24 protein-coding genes and 1 pseudogene are annotated in these 26138 nt (G+C 62.7%); 23 read left to right on the forward strand and 2 right to left on the reverse strand.

Annotated elements, in window-relative coordinates:
• Positions 1-40 precede the first annotated feature (40 nt).
• The 20 genes and pseudogenes from rpsB to ASD94_RS02025 all read left to right on the forward strand — a co-directional run bounded on the left by rpsB (position 41) and on the right by ASD94_RS02025 (position 20946).
• Positions 41-777, forward strand: a pseudogene (rpsB, locus tag ASD94_RS01930) (30S ribosomal protein S2).
• 106 nt (positions 778-883) lie between these two features.
• Complete coding sequence (gene tsf / locus ASD94_RS01935; protein WP_056637841.1) at positions 884-1810, forward strand: translation elongation factor Ts; 927 nt, start codon at positions 884-886, stop codon at positions 1808-1810.
• A gap of 59 nt (positions 1811-1869) precedes the next feature.
• On the forward strand, positions 1870-2592 hold the full coding sequence (gene pyrH / locus ASD94_RS01940; protein ID WP_015013553.1) for a UMP kinase: 723 nt from the start codon (positions 1870-1872) through the stop codon (positions 2590-2592).
• Between the two features lie 49 nt (positions 2593-2641).
• Positions 2642-3202 (forward strand): ribosome recycling factor, encoded by a 561-nt coding sequence (gene frr, locus ASD94_RS01945; protein WP_056637844.1) that lies wholly within the window; start codon positions 2642-2644, stop codon positions 3200-3202.
• A 23-nt stretch (positions 3203-3225) separates the two neighbouring features.
• Positions 3226-3957, forward strand: a complete 732-nt coding sequence (gene uppS / locus ASD94_RS01950) for a polyprenyl diphosphate synthase (RefSeq protein WP_056637847.1) — start codon at positions 3226-3228, stop codon at positions 3955-3957.
• 28 nt (positions 3958-3985) lie between these two features.
• Positions 3986-4840 carry a phosphatidate cytidylyltransferase gene (locus ASD94_RS01955; protein ID WP_056637850.1) on the forward strand — a complete coding sequence of 285 codons (855 nt, stop codon included), beginning with the start codon at positions 3986-3988 and terminating at the stop codon, positions 4838-4840.
• Positions 4840-6018: a 1-deoxy-D-xylulose-5-phosphate reductoisomerase gene (gene ispC / locus ASD94_RS01960; RefSeq protein WP_056637853.1), complete on the forward strand. Its 1179-nt coding sequence runs from the start codon at positions 4840-4842 to the stop codon at positions 6016-6018. Before ASD94_RS01955 ends, ispC begins: the two co-directional genes overlap by 1 nt.
• A 32-nt stretch (positions 6019-6050) precedes the next feature.
• Positions 6051-7415, forward strand: a complete 1365-nt coding sequence (rseP, locus tag ASD94_RS01965; protein ID WP_056637856.1) for an RIP metalloprotease RseP — start codon at positions 6051-6053, stop codon at positions 7413-7415.
• Positions 7416-7460: 45 nt separating this feature from the next.
• Positions 7461-9758, forward strand: coding sequence for an outer membrane protein assembly factor BamA (gene bamA, locus ASD94_RS01970; RefSeq protein ID WP_056637859.1), 2298 nt, complete (start codon positions 7461-7463; stop codon positions 9756-9758).
• Positions 9758-10279: an OmpH family outer membrane protein gene (locus ASD94_RS01975; protein WP_056637864.1), complete on the forward strand. Its 522-nt coding sequence runs from the start codon at positions 9758-9760 to the stop codon at positions 10277-10279. Before bamA ends, ASD94_RS01975 begins: the two co-directional genes overlap by 1 nt.
• A 24-nt stretch (positions 10280-10303) precedes the next feature.
• Positions 10304-11287, forward strand: coding sequence for a UDP-3-O-(3-hydroxymyristoyl)glucosamine N-acyltransferase (lpxD, locus tag ASD94_RS01980; protein WP_056637867.1), 984 nt, complete (start codon positions 10304-10306; stop codon positions 11285-11287).
• A 16-nt stretch (positions 11288-11303) separates the two neighbouring features.
• Positions 11304-11744, forward strand: coding sequence for a 3-hydroxyacyl-ACP dehydratase FabZ (gene fabZ, locus ASD94_RS01985; RefSeq protein WP_015013562.1), 441 nt, complete (start codon positions 11304-11306; stop codon positions 11742-11744).
• Positions 11745-11765: 21 nt separating this feature from the next.
• Positions 11766-12554 (forward strand): acyl-ACP--UDP-N-acetylglucosamine O-acyltransferase, encoded by a 789-nt coding sequence (gene lpxA, locus ASD94_RS01990; RefSeq protein WP_056637870.1) that lies wholly within the window; start codon positions 11766-11768, stop codon positions 12552-12554.
• A gap of 10 nt (positions 12555-12564) precedes the next feature.
• Positions 12565-13728: a lipid-A-disaccharide synthase gene (gene lpxB, locus ASD94_RS01995; RefSeq protein WP_056637873.1), complete on the forward strand. Its 1164-nt coding sequence runs from the start codon at positions 12565-12567 to the stop codon at positions 13726-13728.
• Complete coding sequence (gene rnhB, locus ASD94_RS02000; protein WP_056637876.1) at positions 13694-14326, forward strand: ribonuclease HII; 633 nt, start codon at positions 13694-13696, stop codon at positions 14324-14326. The genes lpxB and rnhB overlap by 35 nt, the downstream gene beginning before the upstream one ends.
• Positions 14327-14346: 20 nt before the next feature.
• Complete coding sequence (locus ASD94_RS02005) at positions 14347-15120, forward strand: RNA methyltransferase (protein ID WP_056637878.1); 774 nt, start codon at positions 14347-14349, stop codon at positions 15118-15120.
• Between the two features lie 265 nt (positions 15121-15385).
• Positions 15386-16549 (forward strand): glutamine-hydrolyzing carbamoyl-phosphate synthase small subunit, encoded by a 1164-nt coding sequence (carA, locus tag ASD94_RS02010; protein ID WP_056637881.1) that lies wholly within the window; start codon positions 15386-15388, stop codon positions 16547-16549.
• Complete coding sequence (gene carB / locus ASD94_RS02015) at positions 16549-19794, forward strand: carbamoyl-phosphate synthase large subunit (RefSeq protein ID WP_056637884.1); 3246 nt, start codon at positions 16549-16551, stop codon at positions 19792-19794. The genes carA and carB overlap by 1 nt, the downstream gene beginning before the upstream one ends.
• A gap of 200 nt (positions 19795-19994) precedes the next feature.
• Entirely contained in the window at positions 19995-20471 is a 477-nt protein-coding gene (gene greA, locus ASD94_RS02020; RefSeq protein ID WP_056637888.1) for a transcription elongation factor GreA, read from the forward strand.
• Positions 20472-20478: 7 nt separating this feature from the next.
• A complete protein-coding gene (locus tag ASD94_RS02025) occupies positions 20479-20946 on the forward strand; it encodes a DUF4149 domain-containing protein (protein WP_056637891.1) in 468 nt (155 codons plus the stop codon).
• Between the two features lie 94 nt (positions 20947-21040).
• Here ASD94_RS02025 and ASD94_RS02030 read toward each other — a convergent pair whose 3' ends face one another.
• Entirely contained in the window at positions 21041-21826 is a 786-nt protein-coding gene (locus ASD94_RS02030; protein ID WP_056637894.1) for a hypothetical protein, read from the reverse strand.
• A complete protein-coding gene (locus ASD94_RS02035) occupies positions 21826-22299 on the reverse strand; it encodes a YhbY family RNA-binding protein (RefSeq protein ID WP_056637897.1) in 474 nt (157 codons plus the stop codon). Before ASD94_RS02035 ends, ASD94_RS02030 begins: the two co-directional genes overlap by 1 nt.
• Before the next feature lie 105 nt (positions 22300-22404).
• Here ASD94_RS02035 and ASD94_RS02040 point away from each other — a divergent pair, with 105 nt between their 5' ends.
• The 3 genes from ASD94_RS02040 to folP all read left to right on the forward strand — a co-directional run bounded on the left by ASD94_RS02040 (position 22405) and on the right by folP (position 26122).
• Positions 22405-23097: an RlmE family RNA methyltransferase gene (locus tag ASD94_RS02040; protein ID WP_056637900.1), complete on the forward strand. Its 693-nt coding sequence runs from the start codon at positions 22405-22407 to the stop codon at positions 23095-23097.
• 145 nt (positions 23098-23242) lie between these two features.
• Complete coding sequence (gene ftsH, locus ASD94_RS02045) at positions 23243-25162, forward strand: ATP-dependent zinc metalloprotease FtsH (RefSeq protein WP_056637903.1); 1920 nt, start codon at positions 23243-23245, stop codon at positions 25160-25162.
• 129 nt (positions 25163-25291) lie between these two features.
• Positions 25292-26122 carry a dihydropteroate synthase gene (folP, locus tag ASD94_RS02050; RefSeq protein WP_056637906.1) on the forward strand — a complete coding sequence of 277 codons (831 nt, stop codon included), beginning with the start codon at positions 25292-25294 and terminating at the stop codon, positions 26120-26122.
• Positions 26123-26138: the final 16 nt, after the last annotated feature.

Raw genomic sequence — 26138 nt, forward strand, 5'->3', positions numbered from 1 at the left:
TATTGGGGCTGATTTTAGACCTAACCTTTGGAGTATTTTTATGTCCGTTACCATGCGCGAAATGCTGGAAGCCGGTGTCCACTTCGGTCACCAAACCCGCTTCTGGAACCCCAAGATGGCCCCCTACATCTTCGGCCATCGCAACAAGATTCACATCATCAACCTGGAAAAGTCGCTGCCACTGTTCCAGGAAGCCCAAAAGTTCGCCAAGCAACTGGCTGCCAACCGCGGCACGATCCTGATGGTCGGCACGAAGCGCCAAGCCCGTGAAATCCTGGCCACCGAAGCGCAACGCGCTGGCGTGCCCTTCGTGGACCAGCGCTGGTTGGGCGGCATGCTGACGAACTTCAAGACCGTGAAGACTTCGATCAAGCGCCTGAAGGACATGAAGGCCCAGCAAGAAGCTGGCCTCGAAAGCCTGAGCAAGAAGGAGCAACTGACGTTCTCCCGCGAAATCGAAAAGCTCGAAAAGGACATCGGCGGCATCCAGGACATGGCTGCTCTGCCCGACGCCATCTTCATCATCGACGTGGGCTTCCACAAGATCGCCGTGGCCGAAGCCAAGAAGCTGGGCATCCCGCTGATCGGCGTGGTCGATACCAACCATTCGCCCGAAGGGATTGACTACGTAATCCCCGGTAACGATGACTCGGCCAAGGCCGTGACGCTGTACGCCCGTGGCATCGCTGACGCGATCATCGAGTGAACGAAGTCGTGAAGGCTGCTACCGCAGAGAGCTCCGATGAATTCGTGGAAGTGCAAGAAGCCGCTGCCTGATAGCCCGGCTGCGCGATCCGTCGCGAACAAAAGCGGGGCCCCTGGTGAGCCCCCTTTTTTTTAGCCCGACTCTGAACTGACTGAACTGAACACTGAAGGAACAAAGATGGCTGCAATTACCGCAAGCATGGTTGCCGAACTGCGTGGCAAGACCGACGCTCCCATGATGGAATGCAAGAAGGCGCTGACCGAAGCCGACGGCGACATGGCCAAGGCGGAAGAGCTGCTGCGCGTCAAGCTGGGCACCAAGGCTGGCAAGGCCGCATCGCGCGTCACGGCTGAAGGCGTGGTCGCCAACTACATCGACGGCACTACCGGTGCTCTGGTCGAAGTCAACAGCGAAACCGACTTCGTCTCCAAGAACGACAGCTTCATCGCCATGGCCAACGCGGCTGCCAAGCTGGTGGCTCTGCACAACCCCGCCACGGTAGAAGCTCTGGGTGCGCTGCCCTACGAGCAAGACAGCTTCGGCCCCACGCTGGAAGACGTGCGCAAGGGCCTGATCGGCAAGATCGGTGAGAACATGTCGTTCCGCCGCTTCAAGCGCTTCAGCGGCTCGAACCTGGCTGCTTACCTGCACGGTTCGCGCATCGGTGTGGTCGTCGAGTTCGACGGTGATGCTACCGCCGCCAAGGACGTTGCCATGCACGTGGCCGCCATGAAGCCTGTGGCCCTGACCAGCGCTGACGTGCCTGCCGAACTGATCGCCAAGGAGCGTTCGGTCGCCGAAGGCAAGGCCGACGAAGCCAACAAGGAACTCGTGGCCGCTGGCAAGCCCGCACAAAGCGCCGAAATCACGGCCAAGCGCATCGACGGCGCTGTGCAGAAGTACCTCAAGGAAGTCTCGCTGGCCGACCAGGTCTTCGTGAAGGCTGCCGACGGCAAGCAAACCGTGGCCCAGATGCTCAAGGCTGCCAACACCAACGTGAAGGGCTTCACCCTGTACGTGGTGGGCGAAGGCATTGAGAAGAAGGTGGACGACTTTGCTGCTGAAGTGGCTGCCCAAGTGGCTGCTGCCAAGGCTGCTGCCTGATCGTTCCCTTTAGTAACCACCCCACCCAAGCCTCGCACCACTTACTGGAGAAATTTCCCATGTCCCACGCCGCACCAGCCCACAAGCGCATTTTGCTCAAGCTGTCTGGTGAGGCGCTGATGGGGGATGATTCCTTCGGTATCAACCGCGCCACCATCGTGCGCATGGTCGAGGAGATCGCCGAAGTGACTCGCCTGGGTGTCCAGGTGGCCGTGGTGATCGGTGGGGGCAATATCTTCCGTGGCGTCGCAGGGGGCTCGGTCGGGATGGACCGTGCCACCGCCGACTACATGGGCATGTTGGCTACCGTGATGAATGCCCTGGCCCTGGCGGACGCCATGGACAAGCAGGGCCTGGTGGCCCGCGTGATGTCCGCTATCGCCATCGAGCAGGTGGTCGAGCCCTATGTGCGCCCCAAGGCCTTGCAGTACCTCGAAGAGGGCAAGGTCGTCGTGTTTGCCGCTGGCACGGGCAATCCCTTCTTCACCACCGACACCGCCGCAGCCTTGCGCGGTGCAGAGATCGGCGCCGAGCTGGTACTCAAGGCTACCAAGGTGGACGGCGTTTATACTGCCGACCCCCAGAAGGACCCTACGGCCACGCGCTACACCAAGCTGAGTTTCGACGAGGCCATGTCCCGTAACCTGGGCATCATGGATGCGACCGCTTTTGCCCTGTGCCGCGACCAGAAGCTGCCGGTGAAGGTGTTCTCGATCATCAAGCATGGCGCCCTGAAGCGCGTGGTGATGGGTGAGGACGAGGGTACGCTGGTTTACGCTTGATCACGATGGATGGACCTGCACCGGATGCAGGTCGGCCCCAGGAGAAAACATGACGATTGCCGACATCAAGAAGACTGCTGAAACCAAGATGGACCAGTCCATCACAGCGTTCAAGAACAACCTACAGAAGATCCGCACGGGCCGCGCCAACCCTGCGCTGCTCGACACCGTGCAGGTGGAGTACTACGGCTCCTTGGTGCCTCTGAGCCAAGTGGCCAACGTGGCGCTGATCGACTCGCGCACCATCAGCGTGCAGCCTTGGGAAAAGGGCATGGGCGCCAAGATTGAAAAGGCCATCCGCGAAAGCGACCTGGGCCTGAACCCAGCCTCCATGGGCGACCTGATCCGTGTGCCCATGCCCCCCATGAGTGAAGAGCGTCGCAAGGAAATGACCAAGCTCGCTCGTAACGAAGGCGAGAGCGCCAAGATCGCCGTGCGCAACCTGCGCCGCGATGCCAACGAATCAGTCAAGAAGCTGGTCAAGGACAAGCTGGCGTCCGAAGACGACCAGAAGCGCGCCGAAACTGAGGTGCAAAAGTTCACCGACAAGCACATCGCCGAGATCGATGCGCTGGTGGCGGGCAAAGAGCAGGAAATTATGGCGGTTTGAGCCCCCAGGGCTTGAACATTCCCATGGCTGCATCTCCGGTGGTGCCACACCACATTGCCATCGTCATGGATGGCAACGGCCGCTGGGCCACGCGCCGGTTTCTGCCGCGCCTGGCCGGCCACAAGCAAGGGGTTGACTCACTGCGTCGCTGTGCACGCGCTTGCGTGCAGCGCGGCGTGCGTGTGCTCACGGTGTTTGCGTTCTCTTCCGAAAACTGGAACCGCCCGGCCGACGAGGTTTCTGGTCTCATGGAGCTGCTGGCGATGGCGCTGGCGCGCGAAGTGCCCCAGCTCAAGAAGGACGGCGTGCGCCTGCACTTTGTGGGCGAGCGGAACGGCCTTTCGGCCAAGGTGCGAGACGGCCTGGCGCAGGCAGAAGCTGCCACGGCGGACAACACCCGCCTGGTGCTCAATGTCTGCTTCAACTATGGCGGCCGCTGGGACATTGCGCAGGCCGCAGCTGCACTGGCTGCCCGTGGCGAGCCCATCACCGAGGCCAGTCTGCACAGCGCGATGGGGCTGGCCCATGTGCCCGACCCTGATCTGGTGATTCGCACCGGGGGCGAGATGCGGATCAGCAACTTCCTGCTCTGGCAGTCGGCATACTCCGAGTTCTTCTTCAGCGACCGGCTGTGGCCCGATTTCGATGAGTCCGCATTGGACGAGGCCATCGGCGCCTTCAGCCGTCGCGAGCGCCGTTTTGGCAAAACCTCTGCCCAGATTCTGTCCGCGCATCCTGACCCGATGCCGGGCTGAGAACCTGAACAGGTTCTGAAAGCTCCCCATGCTTCAACAGCGCGTCATCACCGCCCTTGTTCTTCTGGCCATCCTGCTGCCCGCGCTTTTCTACGCCAACACCGTACCGTTCACGCTGGTCGTGCTAGTCCTCATGGCTGCCGGGGCTTGGGAGTGGGGCCGCTTGAGCGGGTTTGGCCAGGGGGGCTCTGTGGCGGTCGGCGTGGCGTGTGTGGCCCTGTGCACCGGGTCGTGGGCGTTGGGCTGGGTGGACCGGCCGTTGCCCGCCCTCTGGGTGGCGGGAGGCGGGCTGTGGGTCCTTGCGGCGGCTTGGCTACTCAAGGCTGGGGTGCCGGGCTGGCCCCGTATTCCGGCAGGGTTGCGCCTGGTCGCTGGGGTGCTTGCCCTCTGGCTGGCGTGGCTGGCAGTGGTGCAGGCCCGCAATGTGGGCATCAACTTTTTGCTGTCGGTACTGCTGCTGGTGTGGGTGGCGGACATCTTTGCCTACTTTGCCGGGCGCGCTTTCGGGTTGCGGTTTACCAAAGGCAAGCTCGCACCTTCGATCAGCCCCGGCAAGAGCTGGGAAGGCGTGTGGGGTGGTCTGGCGGGCGTGATGGTGATGGCGTTTGCGTGGGTGGTGGCCGATGCCCACTGGCAGGCAGCAGTGCCCAGTTTCTATACCCGTATGGCGCAACAGGGCTGGTGGTTGCTGGTGATTGCCGCATTGTTCATGGTGGCCATGAGTGTCTCTGGTGACCTGGTGGAATCGCTCATCAAGCGCAGTGCCGGTGTCAAGGACAGCAGTGGCCTGCTGCCCGGGCACGGCGGCGTGCTCGACCGCGTGGACGCCTTGTTGCCCACATTGCCCCTGGCCATGATGCTCACGAGTCTGACGACCCCATGATGAAACAACGACTTACCGTTCTCGGCTCCACCGGCTCCATCGGGACCAGCACGCTGGATGTGGTGGCGCGCCACCCCGAGCGCTTCGAGGTATTCGCCCTCAGCGCTGCGACGCAGGTGGATCTGATGCTGGCTCAGTGCGCGCAGTTCCGCCCCCGTTACGCCGTGATGGCGAGTGCTTCCCATGCGCAGTTGCTGGCAGAGAAGTTGAAAGCAAATGACCTTCCAACGGAGGTGCTGCAATCGGCAGATGCTCTTGAAACAATAGCGTCCCATGACGAGGTGGGTGCCGTCATGGCGGCCATCGTGGGGGCTGCGGGCCTGGCGCCTTGTCTGGCCGCCGCGCGTGCGGGCAAGCGTTTGTTGTTGGCCAACAAGGAGGCCCTGGTGGTGGGGGGCGGGTTGTTCATGCAGACCGTGCGCGACGGGGGCGCCACCTTGCTGCCGATCGATAGCGAGCACTCTGCCATCTTTCAGTGCCTGCCAGAAGACCCTGCCAACTGGTCGGATCGTGTGGACAGCATCCTCCTCACGGCTTCGGGCGGCCCGTTCCGTCAGCGCGATCCGTCCACGCTGTCGCAGATCACCCCCGATCAGGCCTGTGCCCACCCCAACTTCTCGATGGGGCGCAAGATTTCGGTGGATTCGGCCACGATGATGAACAAGGCCCTCGAAGTCATCGAGGCCCGCTGGCTGTTTGACCTGCACCCGGACCAGATCAAGGTGGTCATTCATCCGCAGCAAATCATCCATTCGATGGTGCAGTTCAAGGATGCTTCCATCCTGGCGCAGCTGGGCACTCCCGACATGCGCGTGCCGATTGCCTGCGGCCTGTCCTGGCCCGAGCGAATCACCAGCGGTGCCAGCAAACTGGACTTCTCATCCCTGAGTGCCCTGGCTTTCGAGGATGCGGACGCCGTTCGCTTTCCAGGCCTGCATCTGTCCTGGCAGGCCCTGAAGGCAGTCGAGGGAACCACCGCCGTGCTGAATGCGGCGAATGAGGTGGCGGTGGGCGCCTTTTTGTCTGGCCGGCTGCGCTTTGACCACATTCATGCAGTCAACCTTGCAACTTTGGACGCGGTTTCGCCCTCCAAGCCCGATTCGCTCGCCGCGTTGCTGGATCTGGACAACCAGGCCCGCCATGCGGCAGAAAATGTGGCGGGCCGCCTGGCTGCCTGACCGTCGTCGCCCAACCCCGGAACCATTCATCCATGCTGCTCACCATTGCTGCCTTCGTTGTAGCCCTGGGTCTTCTGATCGCAGTGCACGAATACGGGCACTACCGCGTGGCGGTGGCCTGTGGGGTCAAGGTGCTTCGGTTTTCGGTGGGTTTTGGTAAACCGCTGCTGCGCTGGCAACCCCCAGGATCGCCCACGGAGTTTGTGCTGGGCGCTTTCCCTCTGGGGGGCTATGTCCGCATGCTGGATGAACGTGAGGCACCCGTCCCTGCAGAGGAGCGGCATCTGGCCTTCAACACCCAGCCACTGCGCTCACGTGCGGCCATCGTCGCGGCCGGGCCCATCGCCAATCTGCTGCTGGCAGTGCTGCTGTATTCGGTGGTGAATTGGAACGGTGTGGAAGAACCCCGGGCCATTCTGGCAAGCCCGGTCGCGGGCTCGGTGGCGCAAAGTGCTGGTTTGCGCGGTGGTGAACTGGTGGAGCGCGCTGCATTGGGCGCTGAAGATCTGGATCCGGTGCGTTCGTTTGAAGACCTGCGCTGGCTGCTGACCCGTGGTGCGCTGGAGGGGTTGAATGTGCGCCTGGATGTGCAGTCCGCCCATGGCGCGGGCCACCGGGAGGTCGTGCTAGACATGTCCCGCATCGACAGCCGTGAGGCCGACGCCCAGCTGTTTCGCAAGGTGGGCATCCTCGGCCCCTGGACCCGCCCCGTGCTGGGTGAGGTCATGGCGCAGAGCGCGGCCGAGCGCTCGGGTCTGCGCCAGGGCGACGTGGTGCTCAAGGTGGGGCAAACCGACGTGGTGGATGGACAGCAGCTGCGCGAGCTGATTAGGCAGTCGGTGCGTGGCAACGAACCGCTGGCGCAGCCATGGCACGTCGAGCGCGGCGGTCAGGTGGTGACGCTGGACGTACTGCCCGACGCCGTGACAGAACCCGGCAGCACGGTAGGACGCATCGGTGCCTATGTAGGGGCGGCTCCGGAGTTCGTTACCGTGGACTACGGGGTGTTGGAAGGGCTGTGGGGCGGCGTGGTCAAGACCTGGGATGTGTCACTGCTCACCCTGCGCATGATGGGCCGCATGGTGATCGGCGAAGCGTCGCTCAAGAACCTCAGCGGTCCCTTGACCATCGCTGATTACGCCGGCCGCTCGGCCAGCATGGGGCTGACCCAGTACCTCATCTTTCTGGCCCTGATCAGCGTGAGCCTGGGGGTGCTGAACCTGCTGCCGCTGCCTGTCTTGGACGGCGGGCACCTGATGTATTATCTTTGGGAGGGTGTCACGGGCAGGGGCGTGTCGGACGCATGGATGGAGCGGCTGCAGCGTGGAGGCGTTGCGGTCCTGCTTGTCATGATGTCCATAGCCCTGTTCAACGATATCACCCGGCTCTTTGGCTAACACTTTTGCCGCGCTTGCCCTGCAACTGCGGCTCCCGCTTCATTCATGAAAAAACACATCAATCGCCTGGGCGTGCGTACCGCATCGGCCGTTGCAGCCATGATTTTTGCCGCTAATGCGGCATGGGCTCTGGAGCCATTCAAGGTGCAGGACATTCGCGTGGAAGGCTTGCAGCGTGTGGAGCCCGGCACCGTGTTCGCGTCCATGCCCCTGCGGGTAGGTGACGACTACAACGATGAAAAGGGTGCAGCCGCGATCCGCGCGCTGTTCGGCCTGGGTCTCTTCAAGGATGTGCGCCTGGAGGCCAGCGGCAACGTGCTGGTGGTGGTGGTCGAAGAGCGCCCCACCGTGGCGGACGTGGACTTTGCCGGTGCCCGCGAGTTCGACAAGGACGCGCTCAAGAAAGCCATGCGCGAAGTGGGCCTGACGGAAGGGCGCCCCTACGACAAGGCGCTGACCGACCGTGCCGAGCAAGAGCTCAAGCGCCAGTACATCAACAAGAGTCTGTATGGCGCCGAGGTGGTGACCACGGTGACGCCCATCGAGCGCAACCGTGTGAACCTGACTTTCACGGTGACCGAAGGCGAGCCGGCCCGCATCAAGGAAGTGCGCATCGTCGGCAACAAGGCGTTCAGCGAATCGACGCTGAAGGGCCTGTTCGACCAGGATACCGGGGGCTGGCTGAGCTGGTACACCAAGTCCGACCGTTATTCGCGTGCCAAGCTCAACGCTGACCTGGAGACGCTGCGTTCGTACTACCTGCAGCGCGGTTACCTGGAGTTCCGTGTGGACTCCACGCAGGTCGCGATCTCTCCGGACAAGCAGGACATCTCCATCGCCGTCAATGTGACGGAAGGCGAGCGGTATGTGGTGTCGGGCGTGAAGCTCGAAGGCAACTACCTGGACCGCGAAGACGAGTTCAAGTCGCTGGTAACCATCCGCCCCGGGGAGCCCTACAACGCCGACCAGGTGACGGAAACCACCAAAGCGTTTTCCGAATACTTTGCCCGTTTTGGCTTTGCATTTGCCCGAGTGGAGGCGGTGCCCGAAATTGACCGCGAGAACAATCGCGTCAACTTTGTGCTGCAAGCTGAGCCTGCGCGCCGCGCTTATGTGCGCCGCATCAACGTCAGTGGCAACAACCGCACGCGCGACGAAGTCATTCGCCGGGAGTTCCGCCAGTACGAGGCATCCTGGTACGACGGCGACAAGATCCGCCTGTCCCGCGACCGCGTGGACCGTCTTGGCTTCTTCACGGAAGTGAACGTGGAAACGCAGGAAGTAGCTGGCTCGCCCGATCAGGTTGATCTGGTGATCAACGTGGCAGAAAAGCCCACCGGTTCGCTACAACTGGGTGTGGGTTTTTCCAGTGCCGAAAAGGCGTCGCTCTCGTTCGGTATCAAGCAGGAAAACATCTTTGGCTCGGGCAACTACCTGGGCATTGATGTCAACACCAGCAAGTACCGGCGCACGCTGGTGTTCAGCACCACCAACCCGTACTTCACGCCCGAGGGCATTTCGCGCACGCTCGATGTGTACTACCGCACCGACAAGCCGTATGAAGACCAAGGGGGTAACTACCAGCTGGTCACCACCGGGACCTCTGTGCGTTTTGGCGTGCCTTTCAGCGAGACCGACACGGTGTTCTTTGGCGGTGGGCTGGAGCAGACCCGCATCAAGCCCGGCACGAACATCCCGGCCACCTACCTGTTCTATGCCGACAAGTTCGGCTACAGCAGCACGTCGATTCCTTTGACCGTGGGCTGGTCCCGTGACGACCGGGACAGCGCTCTGGCGCCCAACTCCGGCCGCTACCAGCGCCTCAATTCCGAATGGTCCGTGGCGGGCGATGCGCGGTATGTGCGGGCCAACTACCAGTACCAGCAATACATCCCCCTCAATAAGCGCTTCACCATTGCTTTCAATGGCGAGGCGGGTTACGGCAAGGGCTTGAATGGCCGTCCATTCCCGGTGTTCAAGAATTTCTACTCCGGCGGTCTGGGTTCGGTGCGCGGTTTCGATCAGGGCACCCTGGGCCCGCGTGATGTGACCGGTGCGTCGCTGGGTGGGCCCAAGAAGCTCACGCTGAACACCGAGCTGATTGCTCCGTTCCCGGGGGCAGGCAATGACCGGACCCTGCGCGTCTTCACGTTCCTCGACGTGGGCAATGTGTACGGCGAGAACGACAAAGTTACCTTCAGTGACATGCGAGCCTCGGTGGGCCTGGGTCTGAGCTGGATTTCGCCACTCGGTCCCCTGCGTTTGGCGTTTGCGCAGCCGGTGCGCAAGTTCGCCGGCGATAGAATCCAGAAACTGCAATTCCAGATTGGAACGTCTTTCTAATGAAATCCTTTTCTCGCCATCTCTCCGTGGCCTTGCTGCTGGGCACCGTTGCCATCGCAGCCCCTGCACAAGCGCAAGAGTTCAAAGCCGGTTTCGTCAACACCGATCGCATCTTCCGTGAAGCCACCACAGCCAAGGCTGCGCAGGCCAAGCTGGAGCAGGAGTTCTCCCGCCGCGAGAAAGAACTGGTGGATCTGGGCAATACCCTGAAGACTGCCAGCGACAAGTTTGAGCGTGAAGCCCCCACCATGGCAGAAAGCCAGCGCACGACGCGGCAGCGCCAGCTGGTGGATCAGGACCGCGACTTTCAGCGCAAGCGCCGTGAATTCCAGGAAGACCTGAGCGCCCGCAAGAACGAAGAGCTGTCGCAAGTGCTGGAACGCGCCAACAAGGTGGTCAAGCAGGTTGCCGAGGCTGAAAAATACGACGTGATCCTGCAAGAGGCCGTCTATATCAATCCCAAGCACGACATCACCGACAAGGTGATCAAGGCCCTGAATGCCGCTGCTGCTGCCAAGTAAGCCGCTGCGCAGGACAGGTGGGGCGTGAGCAGTTTGCTTCTCGGGCACATTGTCGATGCGCTCGGTGGTTCGCTGGAAGGGGGTGCGCGGGAAACCGCCATCGCCCGCATTGCGCCACTGGAGGTTGCGGGCCCGGGTGACCTCAGTTTTCTGAGTAACCCCCGCTACCAACAGCAACTGGCCGCCTCCCGGGCGGCCTGTGTCATTGTGGCACCTGCCATGCGCGATGCAGCACTGGCGCGCGGCGCCTGCATCGTGGCTGATAACCCCTATGTGTACTTTGCCCGCGCTACGCAGCTTTGGCGCCAGCGCAATGTGCCCGCACGGCCATCCGGTGTGCATCCTAGCGCGGTGGTAGACCCCGCGGCTCAGGTGCATCCCTCGGCTACCGTCGGTCCGTTGTGCGTGATCGAGCGAGGCGCAAGCATCGGTGCGGATACCGTACTCAAGTCGCGCGTCACCGTGGGCGAGGACTGCCATGTCGGCGCGCGTTGCATCGTCCATGCGGGCGTGGTGATCGGGGCCGATGGTTTCGGTTTTGCGCCGGAGCACGGGCAGTGGGTCAAGATCGAGCAGCTGGGTGCCGTGCGCATTGGGGACGACGTCGAGATCGGGGCCAATACCTGCATCGACCGGGGTGCGCTGCAGGACACGGTGATCGAAGACGGCGTGAAGCTAGACAACCTGATCCAGATCGGCCACAACGTGCGCATCGGTAAACACTCGGCCATGGCCGGGTGTGTGGGTGTGGCGGGCAGTGCCACCATCGGGGCGCATTGCACCGTGGGCGGTGGCGCGATTGTGCTGGGACACTTGGAACTGGCCGACAACGTGCATATTTCGGCCGCCACGGTGGTGACCCGCTCGCTGAAGCAGCCCGGGCAGTACACCGGCATGTTCCCCATCGACGACAATGCGCGCTGGGAAAAGAACGCTGCCACACTCAAACAATTGCACAGCCTGCGCGAGCGCATCAAGGCGCTGGAGCTGGCCCTCAAGGCAGCATGAACGGAAGAACAACTCGATGATGGATATTCACGCAATTCTCAAACAACTGCCCCACCGCTACCCGTTTCTGCTGGTGGACAAGGTGATCGAGTTGGAGAGCAACACCCGCATCAAGGCCATCAAGAACGTCACGTTCAACGAGCCCTATTTCATGGGGCATTTTCCCGGCCGCCCCGTGATGCCAGGCGTGCTGATCCTGGAAGCGCTGGCCCAAGCCGCGGGCTTGCTGGCATTCGACGCCATGGGCAAGGTGCCTGATGAGAACAACATCTACTACTTTGTCGGTATCGATGGCGCGCGTTTCAAGCGCCCTGTGGAGCCGGGCGACCAGTTGGTCCTGACCATCACCATCGACCGCGTGCGCGGTGGTATCTGGAAGTTCAAGGGTGTAGCCAGCGTGGGCGAAGAGGTGGCCTGCGAGGCCGAACTCATGTGCACCATGCGCGCTGTGGGTTGACCGGCGCAGGCCTGTTGGATCGTGAGCAATATCCACCCCACAGCCCTTGTTGCGGACGGTGCCCGCCTGGACCCTACGGTCTCGGTGGGGCCCTACACGGTCATTGGCGAGCATGTGTCCATCGGTGCAGGCACCACGGTCGGCGCACACTGCGTGATCGACGGGCGCACCACGATTGGTGCTGACAACCACATCTTCCAGTTCAACTCCATCGGCGCCATCCCGCAGGACAAGAAATACGCGGGCGAGCCGACCGAACTGGTCATTGGAGACCGCAACACCATCCGCGAGTTCTGCACGCTGAACCTCGGTGTGCCCCAGGCCGGTGGCATTACCACCGTGGGTCATGACAACTGGATCATGGCGTACACCCACATCGCCCATGATTGCCATGTGGGCAACCACACCACGCTGGCCAACAACACCACGCTGGCAGGCCATGTGCACCTGGCTGACTGGGTGACGGTGGGCGGGCTCACCGGCATCCACCAGTTCGTCAAAGTCGGCGCGCACGCCATGGTGGGGTTCGCCAGTGCGGTGTCGCAGGACGTTCCCCCCTTCATGCTCGTAGATGGCAATCCGCTGTCCGTGCGCGGCTATAACGTGGTCGGCCTGCGCCGCCGGGGGTTCACGGCCGAGCGCATTGCGGCGGTCAAGCAGATGCACAAGCTGATTTATCGCCAGGGCCTCACGCTGGAGGCCGCTCGCGCCGCGATTGCAGAGTTGGCGCAGTCCGCGCCGCAGGCCAGCGAGGATGCCGCGATGATGGAGCGGTTCCTGGCCGACGCCACGCGCGGCATCACACGCTGAGGGCTGGGCGATGGCAGATTTCCCCCGCGTCGCCATGGTGGCGGGCGAGACGTCGGGCGACTTGCTGGCGGGCTTGCTGATCGACGGCATGCAGGCGCATTGGCCGGGGCTGCAATCCAGCGGCATTGGCGGGCCGCAGATGGTGCGCCGTGGCTTTTCTGCCTGGTGGCCTAGCGAAAAACTGGCGGTACACGGCTACAGCATGGAGGTGCTGCGCCGGCTGCGCGAGTTGCTGGGCATCCGCAAGCAACTGCGCGAGCGCCTGCTCAAGGATCGCCCGGATGTGTTCATCGGTGTGGATGCGCCCGATTTCAACCTGGGCCTGGAGGCCGATTTGCGCGCTGCCGGCATCAAGACCGTCCACTTTGTGTGCCCGTCCATCTGGGCCTGGCGTGCAGACCGCGTCGAAAAAATTCGCCGTAGCGCGGACCACGTGCTGTGCATCTTCCCCTTCGAGCCAGAGCTGCTCGCGCAGCACGGCATTGCCGCCACTTACGTGGGCCACCCGCTGGCGGGCGTGATTCCCATGGTGCCCGACCGTGTTGCCGCGCGCGCACAGTTGGGTCTAAAGGATGAGGACGAAGTCCTGGCCGTCCTGCCGGGAAGCCGCTCCTCCGAGGTCCAGTACATCGCGCGGCCCTTCTTTGAGGCTGCAGCGCTAGTGCTTAAGGCGCGACCGGCTATCAAATTAATAGTGCCTGCAGTGCCTGCACTGCGCGACCGCATCGAGCAGGTGGCGCGCGCGTGTGGTCTGGGCGATGCCCTGCAAATCACCACAGGCCAGTCGCACACGGTACTCGCGGCCTGTGATGCCACCTTGATTGCCAGCGGCACCGCAACGCTGGAGGCGGCGCTGTTCAAGCGGCCCATGGTCATCGGCTATCACATGCACCCACTCAGCTGGTGGCTCATGCGCCGCAAGCAGCTGCAGCCCTGGGTGGGCCTGCCCAACATCTTGTGCCGTGAGTTTGTGGTGCCCGAGCTGATCCAAGACGCCGCGACGCCCCAAGCACTCTGCGCGGCAACGCTGAACTGGCTGGACGCGAAGCGCCAGCAGCCCCAGAAAATCGCGGCCCTGGAGCAGCGCTTTACGGCGCTGCATGAGAGCCTGCTGCGCAACACCCCCCAACTGGCTGCCGATGCGATCCAGAAAATCCTCGCTCCCGCTGCCTGAGCAGGCCTGTCTGCCCTGGCATCCGCCCGGCCTGGTGGCCGGGGTGGACGAGGCCGGCCGTGGTCCCCTGGCGGGGCCCGTGGTGGCAGCGGCTGTGATCCTGGACGATCTGCACCCGATTGCAGGCTTGGCCGACTCCAAGAAGCTCACGGCCGCGCGGCGTGAAAAGCTTTACGACGAGATCCGCGCCAAGGCCCTGTGCTGCAGCATCGCCGAGGCCAGTGTCGAAGAGATCGACCAGCTCAACATCCTGCAAGCCACGCTGCTGGCCATGCGCCGTGCCGTCATGGGGCTGCGGCTCAAGCCGGCGATGGTGCTGGTGGACGGTAACCGGCTGCCCGTGCTGGACGTTCCAGCGGAGGCCATCGTCAAGGGCGATGCGCTGGTGCCAGCCATCTCGGCGGCCTCCATCCTCGCCAAGGTCCACCGCGACCGCTGGTGCGCGCAGGTGCATGACGAGTTTCCTCAATATGGCTTTGCCGGCCACAAGGGGTACGGCACGGCCGTGCACATGGCAGCCTTGCGAGAGCACGGTGCCTGCATTCACCACCGGCGCTCGTTTGCGCCTGTGGCCCTGAACCTGCGCGCCGGATCCTGATCGGGCGCTGAAAATTAGCCATGACCTCCTCGTTCGTCACTGCCATCCATTCCCGCGATAACGCCTTCGTCAAGGATTTGCGCCGTTTGGCGCAGGACACGACGGCGTACCGCAAGCAGGGCCGTGTCTGGCTCGAAGGAGACCATCTGTGCCGCGCCGCGCTGGCGCGGGGGCTGCGGGCATCGGTGGCAGTGTTTTCTGAGTCTTTTTGGCCACAGGCGCAGGTGCAATATGCCCAGGCAGCTACAAAATTCATAGTTCTTGCGGATGTACTGTTTGCAGACGTGAGCGGTCTGGAGTCGCCCGCAGCGATGGGCTTCATCCTGGACCTGCCCGCACCGGCGTTACTCCGGCCCGATGCCGCCACCGTGGTGCTGGACAGGGTGCAGGACGCGGGCAATGTGGGCTCCATCCTGCGCAGCGCTTCGGCGTTCGGGTTCCGCCAGGTGGCCGCCATCAAGGGCAGTGCCGCGCTGTGGTCGCCCAAGGTCTTGCGGGCCGGCATGGGGGCGCATTTCGCACTCGACCTGATCGAAGGGCTTGCGCTGGACGACCTCGCCGCCCTGCAGGTGCCGCTGCTCGTCACCAGCTCGCACGCGGGTGACTTTCTGCATCGCGCCGCCTTGCCCTGGCCCTGCGCCTGGGTGATGGGCCACGAAGGGCAGGGTGTCAGCGCGGCTCTGGAAGATAGGGCTTCGTTGCGCATCCGCATTGCCCAACCCGGTGGCGAGGAGTCGCTGAATGTGGCTGCGGCTGCGGCCATCTGCCTGCACGCGAGCGGAGCAGGGCGCTGACGCTGTCTGTGCCCGCAGCGGTGCTGTAGGCGTCCAAGGCGAGCTTGGGGCTCGCAGGTCATAGATGCTGGTATCAGGGTTATGCAAGGCGTGCATTACAGAGGTGTCAGCGACCAGGGGTATAATCGGGAGCTTTTCTCGCAACAGCGTCGCCCGACCGCACCCAAAGCAACAACCCATCTGAGAGCAGCCATTGGCACCATCGCGCTTCGAGTGTGCGAGTGGTCTGCAGGCGCCGGGCGACCGTAACCATCCGGAGAACCCAGTGCTTTTGTCTCTCAAGGGAAACTTCCCGCCCGCCATTCTGGCGCTCGCAGACGGCACGGTCTTTATCGGTAACTCGATCGGTGCCACCGGCACCACGGTCGGTGAAGTGGTGTTCAACACCGCCATCACCGGCTACCAGGAAATCCTCACCGACCCCAGCTACTGCCAGCAGATCGTCACCCTGACGTATCCGCACATCGGCAATTACGGCGTCAATGCGGAAGACATCGAAGCCGACAAGGTCCATGCAGCAGGTCTGATCATCAAAGACCTGCCCCTTCTGGCCAGCAACTTCCGATCCACCGAAACGCTTTCGCAGTACCTCGTGCGCGAAAAGACGGTGGCCATTGCCAACATCGACACCCGCAAGCTCACCCGCCTGCTGCGTGACAAGGGTGCGCAGAACGGCGCCATCCTGGGTCTGGCAGCCGGTGAGGCCCTCACGCAGGCGCGCATCGACGAAGCCCTGGCCGCGGCCAAGGCTGCGCCCAGCATGAAGGGCCTGGACCTGGCCCAGGTGGTGACCACCCCTGCGACCTACACCTGGGACCAGACCGAGTGGAAGCTGGGTGAAGGCTATGGCACACAGGCTGCGCCGCGCTTCCATGTGGTGGCGTACGACTTCGGCGTCAAGAAAAACATCCTGCGCATGCTGGCCGAGCGTGGCTGCAAGCTCACCGTGGTGCCCGCCAAGACGCCTGCGGCCGACGTGCTGGCCATGAAGCCGGACGGCGTGTTCCTGTCCAACGGCCCTGGCGACCCAGAGCCCTGCGACTACGCCATCGAAGCCACCCGCCAGATCGTCGAAGCGGGCGTGCCCACCTTCGGCATCTGCCTGGGCCACCAGATCATGGCCCTGGCCAGCGGCGCCAAGACCTTCAAGATGGACAACAGCCACCACGGTGCCAACCACCCGGTGAAAGACCTGGACAACGGCCGCGTGAGCATCACCAGCCAGAACCACGGTTTTGCCGTGGACATGGCCTCGCTGCCCGCCACGCTGCGCCCCACGCACATCAGCCTGTTCGACGGCACGCTGCAAGGGCTGGAGCGCACCGACAAGCCTGCGTTCTGCTTCCAGGGCCACCCCGAGGCATCGCCCGGCCCGCACGACATCGCCTACCTGTTTGACCGCTTCACCGCGCTGATGGAGAAGAAATAATGCCAAAGCGCACAGACCTCAAATCGATCCTCATCATCGGCGCCGGCCCGATCATCATCGGCCAGGCCTGCGAGTTCGACTACTCTGGCGTGCAGGCCTGCAAGGCCCTGCGCGAAGAAGGCTACAAGGTCATCCTGATCAACAGCAACCCTGCAACGATCATGACCGACCCGGCCACTGCCGACGTCACCTACATCGAGCCCATCACCTGGCAGACGGTCGAGAAGATCATCGCCAAGGAACGTCCCGACGCCATCCTGCCCACCATGGGTGGCCAGACCGCACTGAACTGCGCGCTGGACCTGTGGCGCAACGGCGTGCTCGACAAGTACAAGGTCGAGCTGATCGGTGCCACCCCTGAGGCCATCGACAAGGCCGAAGACCGCCTGAAGTTCAAGGACGCCATGACCAAGATCGGTCTGGGCTCCGCGCGCTCCGGCATCGCCCACAGCATGGACGAAGCCTGGGCGGTGCAAAAGAGCGTGGGCTTCCCCACGGTGATCCGCCCCAGCTTCACGCTGGGTGGCACGGGCGGCGGCATTGCCTACAACCCTGAAGAGTTCGAGACCATCTGCAAGCGCGGCCTGGAAGCCTCGCCCACCAACGAGCTGCTGATCGAAGAGTCGCTGCTCGGCTGGAAGGAGTACGAGATGGAAGTGGTCCGCGACAAGGCGGACAACTGCATCATCATCTGCTCCATCGAGAACCTGGACCCGATGGGCGTGCACACGGGTGACTCGATCACGGTGGCTCCCGCGCAGACGTTGACCGACAAGGAATACCAGATCATGCGCAACGCGTCGCTCGCGGTGCTGCGCGAGATCGGCGTGGACACGGGCGGCTCCAACGTGCAGTTCTCGGTGAATCCGAAGGACGGCCGCATGATCGTCATCGAGATGAACCCCCGTGTGTCGCGTTCGTCGGCACTGGCGTCCAAGGCCACGGGTTTCCCCATTGCCAAGGTCGCTGCCAAGCTGGCCGTGGGCTACACGCTCGATGAGCTGAAGAACGAAATCACGGGTGGCGCCACGCCTGCATCGTTCGAGCCTTCGATCGACTACGTGGTCACCAAGATCCCACGTTTTGCGTTCGAAAAATTCCCCACCGCCGACAGCCGCCTGACCACGCAGATGAAGTCTGTGGGTGAGGTGATGGCCATGGGCCGCACCTTCCAGGAATCCTTCCAGAAAGCCCTGCGGGGCCTGGAAGTGGGCGTGGATGGCATGAACGAAAAAACCCAGGACCGCGAAGTGCTCGAAAAAGAACTGGGTGAGCCCGGTCCTGAGCGCATCTGGTACGTGGGCGACGCGTTTGCCATGGGCCTGTCGGTGGACGAGGTGTACGACCTCACCAAGATCGACAAGTGGTTCCTGGTGCAGATCGAAGAGATCGTGAAGATCGAGCTGGAGCTGGACAAGATCGCCGCAGAAAAGGGTGACGCTGCATTGGCATCGCTGGACGCTGACACGCTGCGCACGCTCAAGAAGAAGGGCTTCTCCGACCGCCGACTGGCCAAGTTGCTCAAGACCACCGAGAAGTCGGTGCGCGAAGCGCGCCGCGCCCTCAACGTGCGCCCGGTCTACAAGCGCGTGGACACCTGCGCTGCCGAGTTTGCGACGAACACGGCCTACATGTACTCGACCTACGAGGAAGAGTGCGAAGCCGCGCCCACGGACAAGAAAAAGATCATGGTGCTGGGCGGTGGCCCGAACCGCATCGGGCAGGGCATCGAGTTCGACTACTGCTGCGTGCATGCTGCACTCGCCATGCGCGAGGATGGCTACGAAACCATCATGGTCAACTGCAACCCTGAGACGGTTTCGACCGACTACGACACGTCCGACCGTCTGTACTTTGAGCCGCTGACGCTGGAAGACGTGCTCGAGATCGTGGACAAGGAAAAGCCACACGGCGTGATCGTGCAGTACGGCGGCCAGACGCCTTTGAAGCTCGCACTGGGCCTGGAAGCCGAAGGCGTGCCGATCATCGGCACCAGCCCCGACATGATCGACGCGGCCGAAGACCGCGAGCGTTTCCAGAAGCTGCTGGGCGATCTGGGCCTGCGCCAGCCGCCCAATGCCACCGCACGTACCGAAGCCGAGGCCCTGGAAAAGGCCACCACGCTGGGTTACCCCCTGGTGGTGCGCCCCAGCTACGTGCTGGGCGGCCGTGCGATGGAAATCGTCCACGAACAGCGCGACCTGGAGCGCTACATGCGCGAGGCCGTGAAGGTGAGCAACGACTCGCCCGTGCTGCTGGACCGCTTCCTGAACGATGCCATCGAGTGCGATGTGGACTGCTTGCGTGACCCTGAAGGCAAGACCTTCATCGGCGGCGTGATGGAACACATTGAACAAGCCGGTGTGCACTCGGGCGACTCGGCCTGTTCGCTGCCGCCGTACTACCTCAAGCAAGCCACGGTGGATGAGCTCAAGCGCCAGTCGGCTGCCATGGCCGAAGGCCTGAATGTGGTGGGTCTGATGAACGTGCAGTTCGCCATCCAGGAAGTGGATGGCAAGGACGTCATCTACGTGCTGGAAGTGAACCCCCGCGCCTCGCGCACGGTGCCGTTTGTCTCCAAGGCCACCGGCATCCAGCTGGCCAAGGTCGCGGCACGCTGCATGGCGGGCCAGACGCTGGCTTCGCAGGGCATCACCAAGGAAGTCACACCGCCTTACTTCAGCGTCAAGGAAGCGGTGTTCCCCTTCGTCAAGTTCCCTGGCGTGGACACCATCCTCGGCCCCGAGATGAAGTCCACCGGCGAAGTCATGGGTGTGGGCAAGACCTTTGGCGAAGCCTTCGTGAAGAGCCAGCTGGGCGCTGGCACGAAGCTGCCGACTTCGGGCAAGGTGTTCCTCACCGTGAAGAACAACGACAAGCCCCGCGCGGTGGACATCGCCCGCCAGCTGGTGGCGCTGGGCTTCGACCTGGTGGCGACCAAGGGTACGGCCGCCGCCATTGCCGAGGCAGGTGTTCCCGTGGTGGTGGTCAACAAGGTCACGGAAGGCCGTCCGCACATCGTGGACATGATCAAGAACAACGAGATTGTCATGGTCATCAACACGGTGGAAGAACGCCGCAACGCGATTGCCGATTCGCGCGCGATCCGTACCTCGTCGCTGCTGGCACGCGTGACCACCTTCACCACCATCTTCGGTGCGGAGGCGGCCGTAGAAGGCATGAAGTACCTGGACAAGCTCGATGTGTATTCCGTGCAGGAACTGCACGCCCAGCTGGCGGCCTGACCGGGTTTTTGTGGTGGCTTTGGCCGCCGCAAACACGGCATAATTGCTGCTGAACTAACACCGCCGCGCGGCAACGTGCGGCGGTTTCCTTTTGTAGATGTGCCATGTGCGCCCCCAGCGTTTTGCGGGGAGCAGCGTGGCGACCGATCGGTGGAAGTGCTTCGCACTTTCACCGTTTTGACTTGTGGAGACTCAATCGCATGGCCACCATTCCAATCACCAAGCGCGGCGCTGAAATGCTCAAGGAAGAGCTGCACCGACTCAAGACCGTGGAGCGGCCTGCCGTGATCTCGGCCATTGCCGAAGCGCGCGCACAGGGCGACCTGAGCGAAAACGCCGACTACGACGCTGCCAAGGATCGCCAGGGCTTCATCGAAGGCCGCATCCAGGAGATCGAGGGCAAGCTCTCGGTGGCCCAGGTCATCGACCCCAGTGCGGTCGATGGCGGCGGCAAGGTGGTGTTTGGTGCCACGGTCGAGCTCGAAGACGAAGATTCCGGTGATACGGTGAAGTACCAGATCGTGGGCGAAGACGAGGCGGATCTCAAGCAGGGCCTGATCAATATCTCCAGCCCCATCGCGCGTGCGTTGATTGGCAAGGAAGAGGGCGATACCGCTGAGGTGCAAGCCCCCGGCGGCATTCGCCGCTACGAAGTGGTGGCGGTCAGCTACCAATGAGGGCGTGATGGCTGCTGTGTGGCTGGGCGTGCGCCCGCGGCTTCCCGCTTTGGTGGCGGCCTTGTGGTGGGCCAGCCTGACCACCATCGGCTTTTTGGTCGTGCCCCTGCTGTTTGCGTATCTGCCTTCCCCCGCTATTGCGGGGCAGATGGCCGCCCGGCTTTTTGCGGCTCAAACCTGGGTGGCTGTGGTGTGTTGCGTGGTGCTACTGCTCTTGTCCAGGCCCAGGCATGCCGTGGTGCAGTATCCCTGGGCGCGTGCCGCCATGCTGTTCGTTTTGGGTGGTCTGCTGCTGGCTTTGCTCAATCAGTTTGGCGTGGCGCCCCGCATCGTGGCCCGGCAGGACTTGCGTCTGTGGCACAGCGTGGGGACAGTGATGTACGCATTGCAATGGGGCTGTGCCTTGACGGTCTTCTGGCAAACACTGCGACCTGGAGCCCATAGCACAGTGGAAGAGCCAGCCGACAGCGATTGACTCCCAGGTGATCGGTTCACCGGCGGGTCGATTGCAGCTGGCAGCTGGGCAGGTAGCCCCGCCGATTTTCAGTGACCAATTGGCTTCGCCGCGTCTATTCGTGCCAGTGCTCTGCTACCCAGGTAGCAGGGCGGATGTAGCGAAAACGGCGATTGCGCCGCCCAGCCAGTGCATCCGGGGGGTTGCATTCCCCGTGAAAAATCACGATGCGTGCACCTTCAGGTACGAACGGCACGCGCCAATAGTTGGTGGGCCAGGGCGGTATCCCGTGGTACTTGAAACTGGGACACCACGCGGCGGGCCAATACTGCAATTTGCCCTGCTTGTGCAAGAAGTCGGACAGATAGGCCTGCTCGTTGCGGAACTGCGCGCGGATTTCGGCGAAGTGCTCACGAAAATACGCCAGCACATCGGGGTGTGCACCCAGCTCAAAGCGGTATACCGACGAGTTGCCGGTGATGCGCCACGGACGCTTGTAGTCGTGGATGATCAGGAATTCACCGGGCTGGGTGAAGAAATCATCCAGGCTGCCAGTGATGACCACATCCACGTCCAGAAACAAGGCGGTGCCACGCAGCCCGTGCAAGTCTGCGCTGAAGGTGGCCAGCTTGGTCCAGCCCCGCTCGGGAATGCCGGGCGGCAAATCCAGTGCGGGAATGGGCAGGCATTGCACTTCGCTGCGGATGCCGGTGCTGTCATCGGTGAGGCAGACAAAACGGAAATCGCCGCTCAGATGTCGGCGTACCATGGCATACAGCCGGTTGACATATTCAGGGCCATATTTCGTGCCCCATTTCATGCAGAGAATGTGGCGCATCGGCGCCCTGTCGGCAGGTGCTGCAACGGTTGCAAGTGCTGCCGAGCCTGCATCGTGGCTCATCAGTCTGCCTGGCGCTTCTTGATGGATTTTTGCTTGGGCTTGGCGCGCTTGATCTGGCCGCCCGAGGTGAGGCGCTGGTTGCCGAGCACACGCAACTGCTTGATCTCTGGGCGCTGACCACCCCGCTTGCTGTATTTCAGTACCTTGACGTCGCGTGGGCCGGGCATGCGATCTTCATCGACGGTGCGTTCCTTGACGGGTTGTGGCCGCCACAGCACCAGCAGCTTGCCGATGTGCTGGATAGGCGCGGCATTGAGTTCAGCGGTCAGCTCCTGGTACATCAGCTCGCGCGCCACGCGGTCATCGTTGAAAACACGCACCTTGATGAGACCATGGGCGTTGAGGGCAGCGTCGATTTCCTTCTTGACCGCAGGGGTGAGGCCATCGCCGCCGATCAGGACCACGGGGTCCAGGTGGTGGGCATTGGCGCGTTGTTCCCGGCGCTCGGCAGGAGTCAATTGAATTTGGGGCATACCCGTATTATGTCTGCGGCCCGGCTGGACGTGACTCCGGCTGCCGTGCGCGGCGTGTCTTGGAGGTCAGCCACTGCAGCGATTGTCGAGAGACAATACCGCCATATGAAAGTCAAAACCCAGAGCAAGAAGGTGAACAAGGCGTGGCTCAACGACCACGTGAATGACACCTATGTCAAATTGGCGCAGAAAGAGGGCTATCGTGCCCGCGCCGCCTACAAGCTCAAGGAGATTGACGAGCAGTTGGGCCTCATTAAGCCGGGCTACACCGTGGTGGATCTGGGCTCCACGCCTGGTGCGTGGAGCCAGTACCTGCGCAGGCGCATGTCGCCCGCAGGCGCAGCAGCGGGGCAGCTCAATGGGGTAATCATTGCGCTGGACATCCTGCCCATGGAGCCCATAGAGGGTGTCACCTACCTGAATGGCGATTTTCGCGAGCCCGAGGTGCTGGAGCGATTGGAGCAGGCGCTCGACGGCCGGGTGGTGGATGTGGTGGTATCCGATATGGCGCCCAACCTGTCGGGCATTGAGTCGGCCGACGCGGCGCGGATTGCCCATCTGGTGGAGTTGGCCGTGGATTTTGCGTGCAACCATTTGAAACCGGAGGGTTCACTCGTGGTCAAGCTGTTCCATGGCAGCGGCTACAGTGATCTGGTGACCTTGTTCAAGCAGACCTTCAAGGTGGTCAAACCCTTGAAGCCCAAGGCCTCGCGTGACAAGTCGTCCGAAACCTTTCTGGTGGGCATGGGGCTCAAAAAGGCGGATGGCGCGGGCTTGCCTCAGGTCAAGAATCTGTGAACTTTGGCGGCAAAGCCCGCGCTGATTCCATGGGAGTGAGGGGGAATAGAACTGGCCCCGTGGCTTGAAAGACCTAAAATGGGCCACACATGCGTGCCATGACGGCAGTGTGTCCGTTTTCTGTTCCCTGCAACTGGAGCCCCGCTTGAACAATCAGTGGTTTTCAAAAATTGCCGTTTGGCTGGTCATCGCCATGGTGCTGTTCACGGTGTTCAAGCAGTTTGACACCCGCAGCGGCGCCAGCGCAGGCCACGTCGGGTATTCCGAGTTCCTGGACGAGGTCCGCAACAACCGCATCAAGAGCGCCACCATTCCCGAGGGGTTGAGCGGCGGCGAGATTGTGGCGGTCACCACCGATGACCGCAAGATCCGCACGAACGCTTCGGTGCTGGATCGTGGCTTGGTGGGTGACCTGCTGAACCACAACGTCAAGTTTGACGTGAAGCCCCGCGAAGAAGGCTCCTTGCTCATGACCCTTCTGGTCAGCTGGGGCCCTATGCTGTTGCTGATTGGCGTGTGGGTGTACTTCATGCGCCAAATGCAGGGCGGCGGCAAGGGCGGTGCCTTCAGCTTCGGCAAGAGCAAGGCGCGCATGCTCGACGAAAACAACAACCAGGTCACGTTCGCGGACGTGGCTGGCTGCGATGAGGCCAAGGAAGAAGTCAAGGAAGTTGTGGACTTCCTGAAGGACCCGCAGAAATTCCAGAAGCTCGGCGGCCGTATCCCCCGTGGTTTGCTGCTGGTCGGCCCCCCGGGCACCGGCAAGACCTTGCTGGCCAAATCCATCGCGGGCGAGGCCAAGGTCCCGTTCTTTAGCATCTCGGGCTCCGACTTTGTCGAAATGTTCGTGGGCGTGGGCGCAGCCCGTGTGCGCGACATGTTCGACAACGCCAAGAAGAACGCCCCGTGCATCATCTTCATCGATGAAATTGACGCCGTGGGCCGCCAGCGCGGTGCGGGCCTGGGTGGTGGCAACGACGAGCGCGAACAGACCTTGAACCAGATGCTGGTCGAGATGGACGGTTTCGAAACCAACCTGGGCGTGATTGTGGTGGCTGCCACCAACCGCCCCGACATCCTGGATGCCGCTCTGCTGCGCCCCGGCCGTTTCGACCGTCAGGTGTATGTGACGCTGCCCGACATTCGTGGCCGCGAGCAGATCCTGAATGTCCACATGCGCAAGATTCCGGTCGGGCAAGACGTCAACCCCGGCATCATTGCCCGTGGCACGCCTGGCATGAGCGGTGCTGATCTGGCCAACCTGTGCAACGAGGCCGCTCTGATGGCTGCTCGCCGCAATGCGCGCACGGTGGAGATGCAGGATTTTGAGAAGGCCAAGGACAAGATTCTTATGGGCCCCGAGCGCAAGAGCATGGTCATGCCCGAGGAAGAGCGCCGCAACACGGCGTACCACGAGTCCGGCCACGCCTTGATCGGTAAGCTGCTGCCCAAGTGCGACCCTGTGCACAAGGTCACCATCATTCCCCGTGGCCGCGCCCTGGGCGTGACGATGAGCCTGCCCGCGCAGGACCGCTACAGCTATGACCGCGAATACATGCTCAACCAGATCAGCATGCTGTTCGGTGGGCGCATTGCCGAAGAAGTGTTCATGAACCAGATGACCACCGGCGCCAGCAACGACTTCGAGCGCGCAACCCACATTGCCCGCGACATGGTGACGCGCTACGGCATGACCGATGCCTTGGGGCCGATGGTCTATGCCGAGAATGAAGGTGAAGTGTTCTTGGGCCGCTCGGTCACTAAAACCACCACCATGAGCGAGCAGACCATGGAAAAGGTGGACATGGAAGTGCGCCGCATCATTGACGAGCAGTACAACCTGGCGCGTCGCCTGATCGAGGAAAACAGCGACAAGATGCATGCCATGGCGAAGGCCTTGCTCGAATGGGAAACCATTGATACCGAGCAGTTGGACGACATCATGGCAGGCAAGGCGCCCCGTCCTCCCAAGGACTGGACGCCGCGCACGCCCCCCTCCGGAGGCGACAATTCCAGCGGTGGCACCCCGGCCGTGGCCACAGACACCGCACCGACGGCCGCCTGACCGGGCTCGCGGTCCAGCCGTTTGAACGGGGCCTTGTGCCCCGTTTTTCATGGTGGCCGTCGCGCTTTACCCTAGCAACTGGCGCTGCATGGCCGCCTTTTCGCAAATCCGCATGGACGTGATCGAGACATGATCTGGCAAACCTCCCGCTTCGCAATCGATTTGATCCGTCCCCAGGTCATGGGCATCGTCAACGTGACCCCCGATTCCTTCTCTGACGGGGGGCACCATGGCTCCACGGCTGCTGCGATGCGGCATTGCGAGCAGCTGCTGAAGGAGGGCGCCGATATTCTGGACATCGGCGGCGAGTCCACGCGGCCGGGCAGCCCTGCCGTGTCGCTGGACGAGGAACTGGCTCGTGTCGTGCCCCTGGTGCGCGAGGCGGTGACCCTGGGTGTTCCGATTTCAGTGGACACCTACAAGCCCGAAGTGATGCGCGCTGTTCTGGACCTGGGTGCAGACATCGTCAATGACATCTGGGCCTTGCGGCAGCCGGGCGCCGTGACGGTGGTCGCGGCCCACCCCCAGTGCGGTGTTTGCCTGATGCACATGCACCGCGACCCTCAGACCATGCAGCAGGCGCCCATGGAGGGCGATGTTGTGCCCCAGGTGCTATCATTTTTGGAGCTGCAGACGCATAATCTGCTGGCGCTAGGAGTCGAAAAGACCCGAATCTTGCTGGATGCGGGCATTGGCTTTGGCAAAACAGTGGAGCAGAACTTCGCCTTGCTGGCCCGGCAGTCGGAGCTGTTGGTGGCCGGCTATCCGCTGCTGGCAGGATGGTCGCGCAAGTCGTCTCTGGGCACGGTGACCGGGCTGGAGGTGGGCCAGCGCATGGTGCCCAGCGTGGCCGCTGCGGTACTGGCGGTCGAGCGGGGCGCCTCGGTGGTGCGTGTGCACGACGTGCACGAAACGGTGGCGGCGCTGGCGGTGTGGGCTGCCATGCAGCGATCTGGCTGAGGGCGCCAGCCGCTGG

The organism is Acidovorax sp. Root70 (genome assembly GCF_001428225.1).
Lineage (GTDB): Bacteria > Pseudomonadota > Gammaproteobacteria > Burkholderiales > Burkholderiaceae_C > Acidovorax.

What these genes read in the sequence shown, in the direction of transcription:
- tsf (WP_056637841.1), top strand. Translation starts at nt 884, where the DNA reads ATGGCTGCAATTACCGCAAGCATGGTTGCCGAACTGCGTGGCAAGACC.
- pyrH (WP_015013553.1), top strand. Translation starts at nt 1,870, where the DNA reads ATGTCCCACGCCGCACCAGCCCACAAGCGCATTTTGCTCAAGCTGTCT.
- frr (WP_056637844.1), top strand. Translation starts at nt 2,642, where the DNA reads ATGACGATTGCCGACATCAAGAAGACTGCTGAAACCAAGATGGACCAG.
- uppS (WP_056637847.1), top strand. Translation starts at nt 3,226, where the DNA reads ATGGCTGCATCTCCGGTGGTGCCACACCACATTGCCATCGTCATGGAT.
- ASD94_RS01955 (WP_056637850.1), top strand. Translation starts at nt 3,986, where the DNA reads ATGCTTCAACAGCGCGTCATCACCGCCCTTGTTCTTCTGGCCATCCTG.
- ispC (WP_056637853.1), top strand. Translation starts at nt 4,840, where the DNA reads ATGAAACAACGACTTACCGTTCTCGGCTCCACCGGCTCCATCGGGACC.
- rseP (WP_056637856.1), top strand. Translation starts at nt 6,051, where the DNA reads ATGCTGCTCACCATTGCTGCCTTCGTTGTAGCCCTGGGTCTTCTGATC.
- bamA (WP_056637859.1), top strand. Translation starts at nt 7,461, where the DNA reads ATGAAAAAACACATCAATCGCCTGGGCGTGCGTACCGCATCGGCCGTT.
- ASD94_RS01975 (WP_056637864.1), top strand. Translation starts at nt 9,758, where the DNA reads ATGAAATCCTTTTCTCGCCATCTCTCCGTGGCCTTGCTGCTGGGCACC.
- fabZ (WP_015013562.1), top strand. Translation starts at nt 11,304, where the DNA reads ATGATGGATATTCACGCAATTCTCAAACAACTGCCCCACCGCTACCCG.
- lpxB (WP_056637873.1), top strand. Translation starts at nt 12,565, where the DNA reads ATGGCAGATTTCCCCCGCGTCGCCATGGTGGCGGGCGAGACGTCGGGC.
- rnhB (WP_056637876.1), top strand. Translation starts at nt 13,694, where the DNA reads ATGCGATCCAGAAAATCCTCGCTCCCGCTGCCTGAGCAGGCCTGTCTG.
- ASD94_RS02005 (WP_056637878.1), top strand. Translation starts at nt 14,347, where the DNA reads ATGACCTCCTCGTTCGTCACTGCCATCCATTCCCGCGATAACGCCTTC.
- carB (WP_056637884.1), top strand. Translation starts at nt 16,549, where the DNA reads ATGCCAAAGCGCACAGACCTCAAATCGATCCTCATCATCGGCGCCGGC.
- greA (WP_056637888.1), top strand. Translation starts at nt 19,995, where the DNA reads ATGGCCACCATTCCAATCACCAAGCGCGGCGCTGAAATGCTCAAGGAA.
- ASD94_RS02025 (WP_056637891.1), top strand. Translation starts at nt 20,479, where the DNA reads ATGGCTGCTGTGTGGCTGGGCGTGCGCCCGCGGCTTCCCGCTTTGGTG.
- ASD94_RS02030 (WP_056637894.1), bottom strand. Translation starts at nt 21,826, where the DNA reads ATGAGCCACGATGCAGGCTCGGCAGCACTTGCAACCGTTGCAGCACCT.
- ASD94_RS02035 (WP_056637897.1), bottom strand. Translation starts at nt 22,299, where the DNA reads ATGCCCCAAATTCAATTGACTCCTGCCGAGCGCCGGGAACAACGCGCC.
- ASD94_RS02040 (WP_056637900.1), top strand. Translation starts at nt 22,405, where the DNA reads ATGAAAGTCAAAACCCAGAGCAAGAAGGTGAACAAGGCGTGGCTCAAC.
- folP (WP_056637906.1), top strand. Translation starts at nt 25,292, where the DNA reads ATGATCTGGCAAACCTCCCGCTTCGCAATCGATTTGATCCGTCCCCAG.